The following is a 16420-nucleotide window of genomic DNA, read 5'->3' as shown; positions in this document are numbered from 1 at the left end:
AGAATAACGGTCATGGCAGAGAAAGATACAGTGGGCGAGAAGTTCTACGCCCCCGTACGAATTTCCGAGACTGTTGGAGGCGTTCTCTTCTGGTTAGGAATTCCGCTGTCAATCGCAATGTTCTTCATCAGCGAGCCTTGGGTTGCGGTATTCATTGGAAAGAGATTCGCGGAGCTATTAAGCGATGGGCTACAATCGTTATTCCTAACCCTGTCGGTCACATTGTTTGTGCAAGGCGTCATGCACAGGCTGTATTTCTTGCCACGCGCAGAAGACGCGCGTCGAACGAACATACTGTCAAATGCATTCGGTGTGCCACTCTCACACGAAGTAACAATCGGCTACTACAATAACGATCTATCTGACCCTGTCCCGTGCTTAGCTGCGAACTGCATGGAAAGCGCGTTCTTTACGAAGGAATTGGCACGTCGGATGCTCGCGAAGACGAGGACCGTTTCTGCCGTCTACCTTGCGATCTACCTATTTCTACTTCTGACGCGGCGCGTGGATCTTGGAATGATCGAGCTGGCGGCGGGGGTGGTATTCAGCGAAGAAGTTGTCGCACGGTGGCTGCGCCTAGAGTTTCTGCGTCGGCGTAGCGAGGAAGCGTTCGAAAGGTTCCGAGACATCTTCGCCTGGAACAAGAGTTTCTGGGATGATTCCAGACGTGCCCAAGTGATAAAGCAGTTTGCGTTCTACGAGACCACCAAGGCGGTGGCGGCAATCCCCATATCAAGCAAGGTTTTCAAGTCGTTCAATCCAAAACTCTCCTCCGAATGGGACGAGATTCGAGAAAATTGCGGATTCTGATACGGGGAGCAGGAAGGTGCGGCCGATGGCTGTCCGCTGATGTAGCCACCGCTCGGAACTGTGTCGCAACTTTTCTTTCCGCCCTGACCTGTATGAACCACCCAGCCAGCCTGCTGCTGTGATAGCGATGATAGCGATCTATTTTGGGGCTGGTTCCGGATCTTTGCCGAATTTCCTGTGAGACTCTGGAAAAGGCCGTTCGCGATTGTGATCCAGCGAGCACGGGATCGGCCACCTCAACGCCACCTCAACCCGCCTACGTCGTTTTGACGCGGTCGGTGACGATGAAACCCGGTCAATGTCGGTGGTCGTCGGAGTAGAAAATGCGCGGAATCAAAGGCTTGGCGCGTAAGTTGCTGAAATATATAAGCTATTGGAATCGTTTCATTATCGGCTCATAACCTGAAGGTCGTAGGTTCAAATCCTACTCCCGCAACCAAAAAACAGCACTAAATCAAAAGCTTAAAGCCCGACTTAATCAGTCGGGCTTTTGCTTGTGCGGTTTACATCAACGCCACATCAACACCGGACCAGAAAAACCGCACCAGCGTGCATAAGCGGGCAGCGACAGGCCACCGCGTGCAAAGAAACGCGACTAGCTGATAATCAAGCAAGGCGGGTGCACGTTGTCTCGTGACGATCCCCCAATAATCGAGTTACGATCTGCCATGTGCAATCTTTACTCAAACACCATGCCGGTTGCCGCCATGCGCCAGCTGTTCGCAGTTGATGCGAGCAACGATCAGCTCGGCAATGCGGAGCCGTTGCCTGCGATCTTCCCGAAGGGAAACGCTCCTGTCGTTGCTCTGACTGATGATGGTCAGCGCGCCCTACGAAATACGCATTGGGGTTTTGTGCTGCCCCAGGTCTCAAAAAAGACCGGCAAGCCGATTCAGCCGAAGGCCGTGAACAACGCGCGAGACGACAAGCTGCGAACGTCGCCCTTCTGGAAGACGAGCTTTGTCGAGCGCCGGTGCCTGATCCCAGCGACGAGCTTCTGCGAGGCCAAGGGTCGCAACCCGGCCACCTATGTCTGGTTTGGCGTGACAGGCGAGGGCAACCGGCCGCCCTTCGCCTTTGCGGGTGTCTGGCGCGCATTCAACGGCAATTACGGCGGTGAGCACCGCGAGATGGTCACCTCATCAATGGTGACGACAACGCCGAATGAGCTGGTGCGGGATACCCACCCGGACCGGATGCCTGTGATCCTGCATCCGGAAGACTACGAGGAGTGGCTGACAGGTCGGCCGGAACCAGCCTTTGCTCTGTTACGGCCATTTCCGGCTGAATCCATGGTCATTCATCAAAGCGGCGAAGGCCTGAAATCCGACAAGGGCGGTCTGTAATTTCGGTCGAGAAATCCGATCGGTCTTGACACGCGGGGGCTCTATCGCAGATGGAGAACAAAAGAAGAACTCGCAAGGATTCTCATGCCACTGCACCGCGTCCGCCAGCCTGTCATTGCCAACGGTTTCCCAATGCGCCTCGTCAGCATGCCCGCCAGTGCGGGGTTCCCGTCGCCTGCGGGAGATGATCTGGAAGATGAGATCGACCCGATGGCCTGGGTGGTGCGGCATCCGGCCTCGACCTTCTGGTGGCGCGTTGAAGGCGATTGCCTGTGGGACGTGGGCATCCGGGACGGCGACATCATTGCGGTGGACCGCGCTGGGAAACGGCGCGTCGGGCGCGCGGTCCTGGCCGTGGTGGAAGGGGCGGTGACGGCGAAGATCCTGCGTAAGCGTGAGGGCAGATATTACCTCGCTCCGGCCAACAGCCGCGAACACTTTCCGGACATTGAGTTGACGGAAGACAGCGAGATATGGGGCGTGATCGCAGGAGTCGTGCGCCGCTATGATCTGGCATGAAGCGGCCTATCGCGATCAGCGACAGCGCAAACTTCTATGTGAGCGCCGAGCGAATCTTTGATCCGACTCTGAAAAACGTGCCGGTCATCGTCCTGTCGAACAATGATGGTTGCGCCGTGGCGCGCAGTGATGAGGCAAAGGCGCTCGGGATCAGGATGGGCGAGCCGCTGCATTTGATCCGAGATAAGGTTGAGGCGCATGGCGTGCGCGTGTTCAGTTCCAACTACACGCTCTACGGGGATATTTCCCGGCGGGTGGTCGAGGTCTATGAAGACTTCACACCGAATGTGGAAATCTACTCGATAGATGAGTGCTTTCTCGACTTTTACGGCTTTAAGGACCGCACGGCCCACGCCCGCGCTATGCGCGCGGCGGTGCTACGGCGCATTGGCGTGCCGGTCCGTGTCGGGATCGCGCCAACCAAGACACTGGCGAAATGTGCGAACGACATTGCCAAGAGGAACCCGATCTTCGCAGGCGTGCTGGACATGATGGATGACACTCTGGCTGACTGGTTGTTGCCCATGGTGCCGGTGGGCGACCTCTGGGGTGTCGGGCGTCAGACAGAGAAAAAGTTGCACGGCCTCGGCATCCGCACCGCAGCTGAGTTGCGAGACATGCCTCTCAGGCAAGCCCGCAGCCTCGGCACGGTTGTTCTCGAACGCACCGTGCTGGAACTGCAGGGGGAGCCATGCCTATCCTTTGATGAGGTGGAGCCACAGCGCAAAGGCATGGCCGTCACCCGCTCGGCCGGAACGCCAATGACAGACTTCGACACGCTGTTTCAGGCGCTCACCGCTCATGCGACCCGCGCGGCTGAAAAGCTGCGCCAGCATGGCCTGGTTGCTGGAACGCTGACCGTGTTTTTTCACACCAACCGGCACCGCATGGATCGACCACAATATGCGGGGTCCCGCACCACCCGCATGACGCCGATGTCGTCGGACACCTTCGATCTTGTCGATGCAGCTCGGCGATGCGCGCAGGCAGCATGGCCGAAAGACCAAAGCAGAGCCTTCGGCTTCACCAAGGCGGGGATTTTGCTGGACGATCTCCTGCGGTTTGAGGATCGGCCGTTGACGCTGTTCGATGCGCAGAACCCAAAGTCGCAGGCGCTAATGACCGCGCTCGATCAAGTGAATGATCGCTTCGGGAAGAAGACGATGGTACTGGCAAGTGAGGGGATGAAACGTTCATGGAAGCTGCGTTCTGACCATAGAAGCCCTCGCTATACCACGCGGCTTTCCGATCTGCCGGTGGTTCGGTAAATAGCGGTCAGCGCATCACTGCATGCTCCCTTCCCGATGCGTTGATAGTCGCGTTCTGCAGCTGATGCAAAAACCTTCGCGAGGATCGCTTTGAGCCTAAATTTACCTTAGCCGCGCAGAGCTTGAGCGTTCGCCATCATTCAGCAAACCAACGAGACGAAGGCACGCCAAAGCGCCCCCTGTTCAATTGGGCCGCCCCGCCGTTAGATTGTATAATGAGGAGCTTCGACATCCAGCCTGCGCCGAATGGCAAGCCACTCCAACTCACCTTCGTACCCGTACCAGTCGCTGACGGCCATGTCGGACAGGTGGCGCTGAATTTCCCTTTCAGGGATGGCGCGGATGGTAGCACCCCCAGCAGCTGACATTTGCACTTCAAGCTGCACAGCACAGGCCTGATCAAGGTAGAAGGATCGGAAGAAGGCTTCGCCCGCCGTCGCTCCAAACACAAAGGCCCCATGCCAGGCTTCGATGATGGCTTTCTTGCCCATTCCGGCGTTAAGAAGCCCTGACAGAAAGTCATCCGTGCATTCGAACTCGTAATCAGTATACCCGATCACGTCACCGCCGCCGATCATGAGGTACGCTTGGCTGAGCGGCTGGAGCCCCTCTTTCTGGGCCGAAACTCCCATGATCGCCTTTGTGTGAATATGCATGATGCAATTCATCTCGGGGTTGGCTTCGAAGAAAAGCTTCCCGATTTCAGTTGCCGATGGATTGGGCGCACCGTTCTCGGGGTTATGATTGGTGCGATCAAAGCCCACCTTGATCAGATTTGAAGCCGTGACCTCCTCATGCATCCAGCCATAGTGGTGCGTCAGAAGCGCTTCTTCGCCTGGCACGCGCAGGGCGTGCCATTGGTTGGTCGTATCCGTCAAACGGTACTTCACAAGAGCGTTGTAAATCGCCGCAAGCTCGCAGCGCGCTTGCCACTCGGCGTCACTGCAATTGGCTGGTCGCTGCCCATTGGGCTGTGGGGTCTGAATGTTCATGGTCGCACTCCTTGTGTTCTTGCACAGGATAGCATCCCGCGCGCGGTAGATTTGACTTGAAACGCCCTTGATTGTGCCGAAAACTCCCCTTGTGCCGCATGTGTCTTTTGTCCTTTTCCCCGAATTCCAAATGCTGGCCTATGTGCTCGCAACGGAAACCCTGCGCGTTGCCAACAAATGCCTGGGGCAAAGGCGGTTTACCTGGCAAACCCGCACAGCCACTAACGCCTCCATTCACGCATCGAACGGAGCCTTGATCACCCCCGATAGCCTTGAGTGGACCGATACGCCCAAAGCCGACTTGATCTTGTTCTGTGCTGGCTATCGGCCACTGGATCACCTCACCGCGCGCGTCCGTGCCTATTCGTCCCGTGCAGCAACAAAAACATGCGTCATCGGCGGTGTGGACACCGGAACTGTGATTCTTGCCGAACTGGGGTTGCTGAATGGCCATCGAGCTGTTTTGCATTACGAGGCGGAAGCCGCTTTCCGCGAGCGATGGCCAGAAATTGCGGTTACAAATCAGATATACTGCCTCGACAATCAGCGACTGACCGCAGCCGGAGGCACGGCCACCGGAGACGCGATCTTGGCATGGATTGCGCGGGATGTGGACGCACCCCTCGCCGAAGCGGCATCGACAAGCATAATCCATGGCCGACCGAGAAGCGGCGACACGCCACAACGCAGTTTCATTGGCAATGACCCGCTGCTGATGAGAATGCACCACCTTATGATGGAGAACATGTCACAGCCGATTTCAATACGGGAGATATGTCGTGAATTGGGTCAGTCTGCAAAGCAGTTGCGGCGACGTTGCATGGTGGCCTACGACCAGACACCTTCGTCATACTACCGCAAAATTCGGCTGGACGTTGCCCATAACATGTTGGCCAATTCATTGATGCGCGTGAGCGAGATTGCGATCAAATGCGGATTTGAATCCGTGTCCAGTTTCTCGCGCGCCTGTCGCACCCAGTTTGGTTGCCCACCCAGCCAGATTAGAGCGCAGAACTCAAGGACGCGACAATGAGCGTCCGATTTGTCCGCTCAGCAGGCCTTAGTATTTGGCGCAGCGAAGGTCAAAAAAGCCCGAATGAAAGGTCGATCGCAGGATAGGCAAGCACCACTCCCGATTCGCCAGGGGTGCACAATTGTGCCCATTTCGGCGCGCGACAGTGGACGAGGTCGCATGCCATCATGTCCGCGCAGCGACTCGCTGCCGTTCTTTGAAACTGTGAATCCTTGAAACAGGCCGGGCGTGACGTTGCGGTCGAGGCGTCAGGCGCTTCCCGCAAGCAATTGCCCGGCCCCTTTTCACCTGCACGCCCGCGCCTGATCGCGCATCACGGCGTAGTCGCTGAGCATCCGGATCACGACCGCGCCCTCCGGCAGGGTAGCCAACTCGGCAGCGGCGCGCGCCTGGTCGGTTGCGCTGTAGGGCACTACGGGCGGACATGGCGCGCGCGCGTCAGAACTGACCGTCGCGCAGCCGCTCAACCAGAGCATCGCGATCAGCGGGACGACGGCTGGCGGCATCGAGCATCTGGCGCTGAATTTCATCGGTCTTCTCCGAGTTTGAAAGACGCTCCGCCAGCCGCCCTGTGCGCTCACCCGCGCGGCGGAGGTTCAGCAGGAACAGGGCGATGGTGGTGACGGCCAAAAGCAAACCCAGCGCCCTGCGCGCCGGGCCGCTGACGAGGGTCGCGGTGATCCAGCCCATCACCGCTGCCCCCGTTTCCAGTCGTCGATCCGGGCGTGGATGGCGACGGCGATACCGATCAGGGCCACGATGATGAACACCCAGCGCAGGGTGTCGAGGTAGGGCACCAGCGGCAGGATGGCGGATTGGGTTTCTGCTAGGACCTCTTGAGCGACCTCGACACCGGCAGCACCAACGGTCGCCACCCCTGCCGCGCCGCCGCCTTTCAGGGTGCGGCTCTCGGCCAGCACCTCACGCGCGGGCGGCACTTCTGGCACGAAGGGCGTGGCGCGTGCGGGGAACGGTTCGCCCCAGGACCGCGCGGGCCCGAGATCGATATGCATGAAGCCTGAACGAGGATAGGTGCCGAAGCCCAGAAACCCCACAGCACGAGCGGCCTCGGCGAATGCAGCCGGATCATGGTTCGACATGGCGATATCGAACGCGGTGCCCAGCATGTGCTTGGAGCGCGGCGCTCCGCCCACGGCGCGGTTGTGAGCCGGGCTGCGGTAGGCCGAGCGCACGATCAGCGGCTTGCCAAGCCGGTTGCGCAGGGTCTGCAGCTTGTCCATGGCCTCGGTGTTGATCTTGATCGCGCCTTCGCGGCGACTGGCGATCTCGGCGGGAGAGAAGTTCGGCCAGCGCCAGGCGCTCTCAGGTACGTCGCGGAAATGGGCATATGTCGTGGTTGGCATATCGGTCTCCAGAAATGCGTAACCCGCCTTCTGGGCGGGTCGGTGGCAGGTTTGTCGGTGTGATCGTTGGTCAGTCGCTGCGGCCGCGCTGAAACGCTTCGAACATTAGATCACGCATGGCCCGGATGTCGGTCTCGATCCGCTCCAGCCGGTCGGCGTCGCCCTTGCGGTCCTCGGCGCGCTGGCGATCGACGCGGTCGCGTTCGGCCAGAAGCTCGCGGTCCAACCGGGACAGCATTGCGTCATTGGTGAACGCCCTGCGCGAAACGGCGGCCAGCAGCGCGATGGTGCCACCGATCAGCGCTGTGATGGCGGCAGTGATGCCGTGGTCGCGCAAGGTCGCGGCGACTTCCTGCACGAGGGAGTTACGTTCTGTCATGGTGATTTCCTTTGAACGATCGTGATGCGCCTGCAAAACGGCGGCTGGTCACATCCGGTCAGCCGACCTTGAAGCCCCAGAAGGACGTGTGCTCGGCCGCGAAGTAGCCGTCCTGCGCGCGGAAATAGCCCTGCAATTCGACGGTATCGCCTGCGCTCAGTGGCACCATGGTCTGGAGCCAGATGGCAGTCGCCAGCGAAACATGGGTGGCCGAGCTCTCGCCGAACGAGCCCCGGATTTCCGTGATGCCGTTCAGCACCAGCCGTCCGCGCATCCGGGCCGAGGTGCTGGAATTGACCTTGAAGAGCAACGTCGCGCCGAGGAGGTATGTCCCGTCGACGGGCGCGGTGAAGAGGCTTGTCCCGGCATCGAACCCACCCTGATCATTGTAGTCGGTGTTGTTCAGGCCGATCTTTGTCCAGGTGCCGACGCCGACATAGTTGTCGTAATCGGTATAGGCCTTGAAACGGGGTAGTCGCGGCTGGTCGGCAATGCCGCTCGTATTGTCGACGATGATACCGTCGAAGAACGTACTGCCGTCGGGCGAGACTGCGAGGCGGAACTTGTCGGAGCCGAACAGCCCCAGCAGCGCCTTAGTCACGAAGCCAGTCTGCAGAGTCAGGCCGAGATCGTCGCCCGCCGCCTCCTTGTTCATGGTGTAGAAAAGATCGCCGGTGCCGCCCTCGGCCAAGGTCTTCGCCGTCCAGAGCGCGGCGTTCAGCTTGGCCGAGAACGGGTTGGCGGCGTCAGCGGTGGTGCCGACGCCCAGCAGTGCGAGATTCTGTAGCGCCTCGGGTGTCGTCCCGACCCATGTCGCCCCGTCGTAGACGAGCAGCAAGCCCTCGTCCTCGACCCACGCCCGCCAGCCGGTGCGCGGTGGCAGACGCAGCCAGGCTCCGTCAGTGAACAGCGCAACATTCTGATCCCATCCTGCCCAGTCGCTGGTGGCACCCGAGGCGACGATGTAACGCTCACCGTCATCCGGAGAACCGGGCGGCGCGGTCAGATCGCGGTCGAGAACCGAGAGTTGCACAAGCCCATCGAGCAACCGCAGCGCCTCGTTGTGGGTGACGTGCTTCTGGGCCTGCGCCGCCAGGATGTAGGGCAGAGCCAGGTTGGTCGTAGCGTCGGACATGGTGGTCCTTTCAGAATGCCAGTGTGACGGTCTTGGCCGCGCCTCGCCCGATCAGGGCGGAGAGCTGGTAGATGCGAATGTCGAGCCCGTCGCCCGGGCCCAGAAGCGCGCCCCAATCAGCCGTTTGGTCGGCGCCGGTATAGATGACGTTGGGTGTCGAGGTGGTCAGCGTGCGTTTGTTGGTCGCCCCATCGACGATCTCGACCTCATAGGCTTCGACTTCCTCGATCAGCGGCACTTCCACCGCGCCCCAGCTGGCAGCCGAAAGCGCGCGGGACCGCCGTGCCCAGCGGATCGTCAGATCGCCTGGCGTACGCGGTCGTCGCCACGGCTGCTCGACATGAACGACGGAGAATGGCCGGAGCCCAGCGCCAATCGGCGTGAAGCTGGCAGCGACATAGGTTTCATCACTGAAAGACCGGCTCGCGGGACCGATGCGCCAGTTCCACGGAAGCCCGAGATCAGCCTCGGCGATCGGCAGCGAGGCAAGGCTTGCGTCCAGCACCACAATTCGCGTGCCTGCCGGAGCCGGGTTGGCCATGGCCGCCTCCGTGCCCCGCTGGCCACGCAGCAGACGCGTCAGGCGATAGCGGCCCGGCGCGATCAACTCGGCAGCGCCCGCTTGCACGATTTCCCAGATGCCGGGGGCACTCTCGACGGCGATGGCATTGGCCCCGCCGAACAGCGTCAGGTCCGTGACACTTTCCAGCGTACCAGAGAGCAGGTCAACGACGAGCGTATTGCCGAGATCGAACCGTGATGTGGGCCCGGAATGGAAATCAGAGACCAGATTCCCGATCCGCGCCCGGCCGCCAAAACTGGTCAGCAGCTCAAAACTGTCGGTCGAGGGGCTGCGGAACACCGCCATCTCTCCCGGCCAAGGAACCGCGTGCGCTGCGACCATTGGGCGATGGGCCGATTGGTCCTCGGTCAGCTGCGGCAGGTCCAGCAGAACTGCTTCGGGCGCGCCGAACACGACAGGGCTCAAGAGCGACGACGGACGTGGCGATCCGGGCGGCATATCGTAGGCTGCCCGGTCCTGATGCACCGCCTCGATGCCTCGCGCCTCTGCGTCGGCAATGGAAACGAGCCGCAGGCCACTCTGCCGCCCGTCGTGTTGCAGCGTCACGACATCCGCTGGATCAAGGCCCAGCCGCGAGGGAGGCAGGCGGAATGCAGCTGTTTCCCGCCCGGTCCATGCTTCCATGAGCGCGCGGCGGCACCGCCGTTCAGCCTCCTCGGGCGGGACCGCCATGGGAAAACTCTCCGAGGCAATCCGGGTCGTGTCCACGGTGATGCGGCGCGCCTCGACAAGGGCGGCGTCGTAGTCCTCGTCGGCCCGCGCCACCTGCCATTTCAGGGCCTGCGGCAGTTCGGTCTCCTGGCCGCGCGTCAGTTCCAGCACATCGCCGTCGCGAGCGGAAACAAGATCGTCGTGGGTCACGCTGGCCAACGGCGGCGGCCGCAGCGACTTTGACCCGGCGCGAGAAGGCCGCCATCCGGGCGTTCGCCGCTTCCATCTCACGGCTGAGACGGCCGAAGCCACGCGATCCGGCCTCGCCGACACCTTCAAGTTCGGCGCGCACCTGCCTTCCGCCGACCGCCGCAAGGCGGACGCTAACCCGTTTTTCCGCCATGGGATTGCTCCATCTGTTCGTTGAGTTTTGCCACCATCACCGCCTCGATCACGGGCAGCAGTTCGGCCATGGCCGGAGGCGGGATGCCTAGGGCGCCCCCGAGAGCCAGCGCAGCCGTCATGTCCCAGCCGATCACCGCGCCGGGCAGCACGCGGAGCTGGCCACCAAGACGGCCGACAAGGTCCCAGACCTGCCAGCCCTCAAATGTCAAAGGCTGGTTCAGCCGCGCCGGGCAGTCTTCGCAGGTCGCTTCGCACGCTTGGCAGTAGCGCTCGCCCCCGCCGAAGGACCACTCGGCAAGGACGCGGAGACGTTTTTTTCATTTTCCAGCAGCAGGCCTTTTGAAACGTAGGTCAGCTGGAAGGCTTCAAAGATCGGCCAGATGTCGAGAAGCGCGTCGATGGCGTCGGGACTCGGGTCGATCGCGTTGCCGTCAGCATCACCGATGCCCTCCCAGGAGAGGACCGCCCGCCGCGCCAGCGCCTTGGCGAAGGCAACCGCGCGTTCCTCGTCCGATGCCTTTCCGGGCACCTCCTCCACGGCAGGATCGCTGCGGGTCGCCACCATCAGCGCCGTGGTCAGCGGGCGCAGTTGTACCCGCACACCGGGCACAAGGTCATGCCAGCGTGGTTCATTCGTCAGATCGAGCGTCAGCATCTAATATTCCTCGATGTCGTTGATCAGGGTTGCGGTGCACATCCGGTCGACCGTGCTGTCGCGCGCGGCTTGCCAGTCGAAAGTGGCCTGCACGCCCTGAGGCCCGGAAATCTCGATCCGGGGGCGTGGCAGGTAGACGGCGTGCACGGTAAAGGTGAAACTCTCACCAGACGGCAAGACGTAGGCAAACTTGAGCTCGCAAGGATCGCCATTGATCGCCTGTGTCACCAGCGTCTGATCGGCGAACCGGACCTCGATGGAGCCGGTCAGAGCCGCAATGGACGGGTCCGCGCCGTCGATGCGGCCGTCCGAGCGGATGGTTTCGATCCGGTCGAGGTTGTTGGCATAGGTGATGTCGGCCGAGACCACATTGCCGAGGGCCGAGCCATTCCGCGTGATCGCCCCGTTGAAATGCCCGAAGCGCTTCAGTTCCAACGCAGCGGCGGTTCCCGCGCTGGTCGTCGTGCCCGCGGCCTCGCCCTGCGCCACCAGCCGCGCCGTCGCGGTCAGCAAGGAACACTTCGGCGATGATGTCATCCATGCCCGCGCCGATTTGGATGAGCAAGCCTATCACATTCACGCGGTCATCATGCCGCGTGCTACGGTTCAAAAATACGGCGTGGAATGCAGCGTGTTGCAGCCCTCGATCCATCCGTTGATCAAGGACTACGAGGCGGCGCAGGATAGCGTAGGTGTCTGGTTCGCGCCTTTGAACCTTGTGCGAGGCGAACGCCGCAAACAAGCAATCCGAGATGCATTGAACAACGGCAAGACACCACCCATCAGCCCACGCCACGTTCGGCCTCCAGAAAAGTTCGCCAAAGTCCAATTCGCCCTCCCGCAACCAAATAACAGCGCTAAATCAAAAGCTTAAAGCCCGACCTAATCAGTCGGGCTTTTGCTTGTCCGGTTTACATCAACGCCACATCAACACCGGAACAGAAAAACCGCACCAGCGTGCATAAGCGGGCAGTGACAGGCCGCCGCGTGCAAAGAAACGCGACTCGCAGTTAATCAAGCAAGGCAGGCGCGCCTTGTCTCGTGACGATCCCCAAAAATCGCGTTAAGATCTGCCATGTGCAACCTTTACTCAAACACCATGCCGGTTGCCGCCATGCGCCAGCTCTTCGCAGTAGATGCGAACAACGATCAGCTCGGCAATGCGGAGCCATTATTGATGTCGAATGCTGATTGTTCATGGGAAAGCCCTCTGTCAACCGAGGCAAAATCACCTCGATCAACAGCACACACCCAACATCTCAAATCGCGAAACACATCTCTACTCCGCGCAACGCCAGAAACAAGCGCCCTATCGCGGAGCGATTTAGTGCCGGAGCCCAATCTGCCCCGTCGACGAGGCGCGGCGAATGGCGGCTAAGGTGGACCGCTGCAATTACAGCCCAGTGCTACGTATGATACAAGATCCGCCAGTTGAGGCATTCTTAGACCTGCCAATAAGGCCTACCGTAATGCTTGATCGGTTCCACTCGACGGCACAGGCGTCGGCCAATGGTATTTTAGTTCGCGCCACGAGCGCTTCGGTCCGGCTCCTCGGGTTGCCTTCAGGCGAGGCACAAAAGCGGCGTGGCTCTACGATAGCGTCCGTCGTCCTGAAGGGACGCGCAGCCTCGGCGCCCCCGGTCCGGAGCCATCCTGCCCAACCTAACCCGCTTCTGACTTTGCCTTGGGCGGCATCCTGCAGAACTTCGTCAGGCCCAGGATCACCAGAGCGTTGGCGATCATCGCGACCGGAATTGGGAAGCCGCCCGTCGTCGACAACCATTGCGCCACCAAGGCCACGGTCGTTCCCCCGGCGATGATCTCGGGTTTCACCGTCGTTCCATCGCAGATCGCCGCGCGGATCTTCGGATCGTATTCCTTCAGAAAGCTCATCGCTCGCCAGCGCGACTGAGCGGGCTCGGCGGAATCGCGCTTATCGAAAGGTTCCGCATACGGGGGCGCCGGGGACCACCCGGCATCCGCCAACGCTTGGCCGAGCTGCTCTAAAGCTTCCATTTCGGAAATATTTTGTGTCATATGTTCAGACTCCATGGGAGAGGACGAATAGCAGTGATCGAGATAGATTGCCGGAACGAGCACGGCTTACCCATATCTGGCATCGTGGATTATACGGACCCTGATGGTCAGGAACACTGTTTTGTTTTCAAAGATGGCCGCTTCATGGTTCATCTCGGAACCCGCCTTATCCACTTGATGCCGTCTGACGGGCACTGGTCAACTTATTGCCACCTGCCACCACACACCGCGCGGGCGTCACCCATCTGCCCGTCGATGCAGATCGACCTGTCTACCTCATGGTGGCGCGCCATGATGACAGCTGGGACGATCAAAGGCTGCTCCGCGGCAGGCCGCCTAAAGGTCGGGGTCATCGACATCCCGTTCCGCCCCGAGGGGAGCCTGTCGCATGTGCGGATAATTGACACCGATGGTAATGATGTCGGGATGGAGGATTTGCCTCCTACGTCGCACGGGCAGAGGGTCTGCCGCCTTCTCGGTGCGCGGGCCGATGGGCCGGACCGGGGTCTCCTTCCCGACGCGGACATGTATCTCGTCGATGTCTCATTGGCCGGTGCAGGTTGGGACTTTACAAAAATCGCACCAGCGATAGAGACTTTGGCCAAAGTGGTTGGCGTCGATTTTATCAATATCTCCGGCGGCTCCTTCTGCGTGGACCCGGAGGCGCGTCCCGACTTCGAGGATAACTTTGTCGATGCCGTTGAAGCCGTGGAGGCGAACGGCACACGGATCTTTGCAGCCGTTGGCAACGACCAGAGCAAAGACGTGGCCTTTCCCGCCGCCTTGGCCTCCGTCGTCGGCGTCGGCGCGATTGGGCCGTCCGGACTGGCCCCCGAGGGCACGATTCTCGCAGCCTATGACACGACCAGCAGGGACATCGATGGGGCGTTTGGGCATCTTCCGGAAGGGCAGCCCATATTCCACTATTACGACACGGCAAGCGGTCCAGGACTGAATGTTGTGGGGCCGGGAATGGCCATCGTCATGCGGGTCGAAGATAATCAGTTTATGGAGTATTATGGCACGTCCTACGCCTGCCCCATCGTTCTGGGCGCGATCGCCCCTTTCCTTGACAGGACCACCATCAGCCCCGATTCGGATAGGCACGACGGCGAGGAAGATTGGATGGAGCGGCTACGGAAACTCTGCACCAACTTGGGAATGTCAGAAGATCGGCAAGGTTGGGGTTTGCCTCGACCGCCAAACCCGCTATCATCAAAGGAATAAGCAGATGGATGAGACAATTGATGCGTGTAACGGTTAGATTGCGGCGAAGTGATTCGCGTCGACCGCTGAATGCGGAACCCGTAACGATGCAGGCCATCGAACGGCATCCTCACGTCAAGATTCTCAACATTTATGGACGCGGCCGCTACGCGTCGGTTGAGACGACTGAAGAAGGGCTGGCCAGCCTCAAGCGGGATCTCGGCGATGCCTTCGCCTTCATGCAAACGCCGAAGGCCAAGGCGTTTTCAGGAGTCACCGCTTCGGGAGCGTGATCTCGGCGCGCCTCTCGCATCTTTCGCTTGGGTGATGCCCGCATCTCTTCGAAGACCCATTACTTCAGATTGTTAGACGTCTACTCGTCTCTCGCAGCCCCGTGACCCAAGCTTCGGTTGCGTCTTTCCATTGACGTCTCCGGACAAGCCTCCGGCAAGTAGTCATGTCGAACGATCACGCCAGCCGGGCGTGCATGGAGGTCTGCGGCACTGCATTCATCCGCGAACTGGACCCGGCATTCATATCCCGGGAGAATGAAGGACATCGTCGTCCACAGTGATGCGATACGAGAACCGATCTTGGTGTCAACCGCAGCGAAAACGCACATTGTCCGCTCAGCAAACCTTGGTTTTTGGCGCAGCGAGTGTCGGTAATTTGCCCCGATCGAAGGTCGATCGCAGAATAGCCAAGCACGACTCTCGATCCGCCAGAGGTTCACAATTGTGCCCATTTCGGCGCGCGACAGAGGACGAGATCGCATGCCATCATGGCCGCACAGCGATTCGCTGTCGTTCTTTGAAACCGTGAATCCGTGAAACGGGCCGGGCGTGACGTTGCGGTCGAGGCGTCAGGCGCTTCCCGCTGGGCACTTGCCCGGCCCATTCTTCACCCGCACGCCCGCGCCTGATCGCGCAGGACGGCGTAATCGCTCAGCATCCGGATCACTACCGCACCCTCCGGCAGGGTAGCCACCTCGGCAGCGGTGCGCGCCTGGTCGGCGGCGCTGTAGGACACTACGGGCGGACATAACATGTCTGCGTTAGAACCGTCCGTCGCGCAGCCGCTCAACCAAAGCACCGCGATCAGGGGGGCGACGGCTGGCAGCCTCAAGCATCCGGCGTTGGACGTCATGGGTTGTCTCCGATGTTTGCAAACGTTCCGCCAACCGCCCAGTACGCTCACCCGCGCGGCGGAGATTGAGCAGGAACAGGGCGATGGTGGTGGCGGCCAGAAACAGGCCCAGCGCATTGCGTGCCGGGCCGCTGGCGAGGATCGCGGTGATCCAGCCCATCACCGCTGCCCCCGTTTCCAGTCATCCATCCGGGCGTGGATAGCGACGGCGATACCAATCAGCGCCACGGTGATGAACACCCAGCGCAGGGTATCGAGGTAAGGCACCAGCGGCAGGATGGCGGATTGGGTCTCTGCCAGGACATCCTGTGCGACCTCCACACCGGCGGCACCGATTGTCGCTACCCCGGCCGCGCCGCCGCCTTTCAGAGTGCGGCTTTCGGCCAGAACCTCACGCGCGGGCGGTACTTCCGCTACGAAGGGCGTGGCGCGTGCGGGGAACGGTTCGCCCCAGGACCGCGCCGGGCCGAGATCGATGTGCATGAAGCCCGATCGGGGATAGGTGCCAAATCCAAGAAAGCCCACGGCGCGGGCTGCCTCGGCAAACGTGGCGGGATCATGGTTCGACATCGCGATGTCGAACGCGGTGCCCAGCATGTGCTTGGAGGCCGGGGCCCCGCCAACCGCGCGGTTGTGGGCGGGGCTGCGATAGCCTGAACGTACGATCAGCGGCTTGCCGAGCCGGTTGCGCAGGGTCTGCAGCATGTCCATGGCTTCGGTGTTGATCTTGATCGCACCGGTGCCGTGGCAGGCGATCTCGGCGGGCGAAAAACTGGGCCAGCGCCAAGCGCTCTCGGGCACGTCGCGGAAATGGGCATAGGTCGTGGTTGGCATGTCGGTCTCCAGAAATGCAAAACCCGCCTCTTGGGCGGGGTGGATGGCAGATTCGTT

General features: G+C 60.8%; 20 protein-coding genes and 1 pseudogene. 8 read left to right on the top strand and 13 right to left on the bottom strand.

The features are described from left to right. The first annotated feature begins 12 nt into the window (after positions 1 to 12). The 4 genes from FGD77_RS06380 (at position 13) to FGD77_RS06365 (ending at position 3943) form a co-directional block, all read left to right on the top strand. Complete coding sequence (locus FGD77_RS06380) at positions 13 to 810, top strand: hypothetical protein (RefSeq protein ID WP_255007550.1); 798 nt, start codon at positions 13 to 15, stop codon at positions 808 to 810. A 668-nt stretch (positions 811 to 1478) separates the two neighbouring features. After that, positions 1479 to 2156 carry an SOS response-associated peptidase gene (locus FGD77_RS06375; protein WP_255007548.1) on the top strand — a complete coding sequence of 226 codons (678 nt, stop codon included), beginning with the start codon at positions 1479 to 1481 and terminating at the stop codon, positions 2154 to 2156. An 84-nt stretch (positions 2157 to 2240) separates the two neighbouring features. Then, entirely contained in the window at positions 2241 to 2675 is a 435-nt protein-coding gene (locus FGD77_RS06370; RefSeq protein ID WP_255007547.1) for a LexA family transcriptional regulator, read from the top strand. Further along, positions 2672 to 3943: a Y-family DNA polymerase gene (locus FGD77_RS06365; RefSeq protein WP_255007546.1), complete on the top strand. Its 1272-nt coding sequence runs from the start codon at positions 2672 to 2674 to the stop codon at positions 3941 to 3943. Before FGD77_RS06370 ends, FGD77_RS06365 begins: the two co-directional genes overlap by 4 nt. Before the next feature lie 203 nt (positions 3944 to 4146). Here the strand turns inward: FGD77_RS06365 and FGD77_RS06360 are convergent, their stop codons facing one another. Next, complete coding sequence (locus FGD77_RS06360; protein ID WP_255007545.1) at positions 4147 to 4935, bottom strand: class II aldolase/adducin family protein; 789 nt, start codon at positions 4933 to 4935, stop codon at positions 4147 to 4149. A gap of 73 nt (positions 4936 to 5008) precedes the next feature. Here FGD77_RS06360 and FGD77_RS06355 point away from each other — a divergent pair, with 73 nt between their 5' ends. Beyond that, positions 5009 to 5968, top strand: coding sequence for a helix-turn-helix domain-containing protein (locus FGD77_RS06355; RefSeq protein ID WP_255014115.1), 960 nt, complete (start codon positions 5009 to 5011; stop codon positions 5966 to 5968). A gap of 438 nt (positions 5969 to 6406) precedes the next feature. Here FGD77_RS06355 and FGD77_RS06345 read toward each other — a convergent pair whose 3' ends face one another. The 8 genes and pseudogenes from FGD77_RS06345 to FGD77_RS06310 all read right to left on the bottom strand — a co-directional run. After that, a complete protein-coding gene (locus FGD77_RS06345; protein ID WP_255007543.1) occupies positions 6407 to 6658 on the bottom strand; it encodes a hypothetical protein in 252 nt (83 codons plus the stop codon). Continuing rightward, positions 6658 to 7332 carry a D-Ala-D-Ala carboxypeptidase family metallohydrolase gene (locus FGD77_RS06340; RefSeq protein ID WP_255007542.1) on the bottom strand — a complete coding sequence of 225 codons (675 nt, stop codon included), beginning with the start codon at positions 7330 to 7332 and terminating at the stop codon, positions 6658 to 6660. Before FGD77_RS06340 ends, FGD77_RS06345 begins: the two co-directional genes overlap by 1 nt. 70 nt (positions 7333 to 7402) lie before the next feature. Further along, positions 7403 to 7711: a hypothetical protein gene (locus tag FGD77_RS06335; protein ID WP_255007541.1), complete on the bottom strand. Its 309-nt coding sequence runs from the start codon at positions 7709 to 7711 to the stop codon at positions 7403 to 7405. Between the two features lie 58 nt (positions 7712 to 7769). Further along, positions 7770 to 8846, bottom strand: coding sequence for a DUF2793 domain-containing protein (locus tag FGD77_RS06330; protein WP_255007540.1), 1077 nt, complete (start codon positions 8844 to 8846; stop codon positions 7770 to 7772). A gap of 10 nt (positions 8847 to 8856) precedes the next feature. Next, complete coding sequence (locus FGD77_RS06325) at positions 8857 to 10290, bottom strand: phage tail protein (RefSeq protein WP_369682760.1); 1434 nt, start codon at positions 10288 to 10290, stop codon at positions 8857 to 8859. 173 nt (positions 10291 to 10463) lie between these two features. Further along, entirely contained in the window at positions 10464 to 10694 is a 231-nt protein-coding gene (locus FGD77_RS06320) for a hypothetical protein (protein ID WP_255007539.1), read from the bottom strand. A gap of 8 nt (positions 10695 to 10702) precedes the next feature. After that, positions 10703 to 11140 carry a hypothetical protein gene (locus FGD77_RS06315; protein ID WP_255007535.1) on the bottom strand — a complete coding sequence of 146 codons (438 nt, stop codon included), beginning with the start codon at positions 11138 to 11140 and terminating at the stop codon, positions 10703 to 10705. After that, positions 11141 to 11653 (bottom strand): annotated as a pseudogene (locus FGD77_RS06310) (phage tail tube protein); the annotation flags it as partial. It lies immediately after the preceding gene. 40 nt (positions 11654 to 11693) lie between these two features. On the opposite strand from FGD77_RS06310, the gene FGD77_RS06305 reads away from it, so the two are divergent. Then, the gene (locus tag FGD77_RS06305) at positions 11694 to 12014 is read left to right on the top strand and encodes a hypothetical protein (RefSeq protein WP_255007534.1); all 321 of its coding nucleotides are present in this window, start codon (positions 11694 to 11696) and stop codon (positions 12012 to 12014) included. 788 nt (positions 12015 to 12802) lie between these two features. Here FGD77_RS06305 and FGD77_RS06300 read toward each other — a convergent pair. After that, a complete protein-coding gene (locus tag FGD77_RS06300) occupies positions 12803 to 13177 on the bottom strand; it encodes a hypothetical protein (protein WP_255007533.1) in 375 nt (124 codons plus the stop codon). A 33-nt stretch (positions 13178 to 13210) separates the two neighbouring features. On the opposite strand from FGD77_RS06300, the gene FGD77_RS06295 reads away from it, so the two are divergent. Both FGD77_RS06295 and FGD77_RS06290 read left to right on the top strand, forming a co-directional pair. After that, positions 13211 to 14404: a S8/S53 family peptidase gene (locus FGD77_RS06295; protein WP_255007532.1), complete on the top strand. Its 1194-nt coding sequence runs from the start codon at positions 13211 to 13213 to the stop codon at positions 14402 to 14404. Between the two features lie 86 nt (positions 14405 to 14490). Next, entirely contained in the window at positions 14491 to 14676 is a 186-nt protein-coding gene (locus tag FGD77_RS06290) for a hypothetical protein (protein ID WP_255007531.1), read from the top strand. 607 nt (positions 14677 to 15283) lie between these two features. On the opposite strand, the gene FGD77_RS06285 is transcribed toward FGD77_RS06290, so the two are convergent. The 3 genes from FGD77_RS06285 to FGD77_RS06275 are packed head-to-tail and all read right to left on the bottom strand — an operon-like array spanning position 15284 to position 16363. Continuing rightward, complete coding sequence (locus FGD77_RS06285) at positions 15284 to 15430, bottom strand: hypothetical protein (protein WP_255007530.1); 147 nt, start codon at positions 15428 to 15430, stop codon at positions 15284 to 15286. Between the two features lie 7 nt (positions 15431 to 15437). Then, complete coding sequence (locus FGD77_RS06280; RefSeq protein WP_255007529.1) at positions 15438 to 15689, bottom strand: hypothetical protein; 252 nt, start codon at positions 15687 to 15689, stop codon at positions 15438 to 15440. Next, positions 15689 to 16363: a D-Ala-D-Ala carboxypeptidase family metallohydrolase gene (locus FGD77_RS06275; protein ID WP_255007526.1), complete on the bottom strand. Its 675-nt coding sequence runs from the start codon at positions 16361 to 16363 to the stop codon at positions 15689 to 15691. Before FGD77_RS06275 ends, FGD77_RS06280 begins: the two co-directional genes overlap by 1 nt. Positions 16364 to 16420: the final 57 nt, after the last annotated feature.

Origin of the sequence: Roseovarius sp. M141 (assembly GCF_024355225.1) — a bacterium.
In the GTDB taxonomy this organism is placed as follows: domain Bacteria; phylum Pseudomonadota; class Alphaproteobacteria; order Rhodobacterales; family Rhodobacteraceae; genus Roseovarius.
This window is presented reverse-complemented; position numbering and strand designations above follow the sequence as displayed.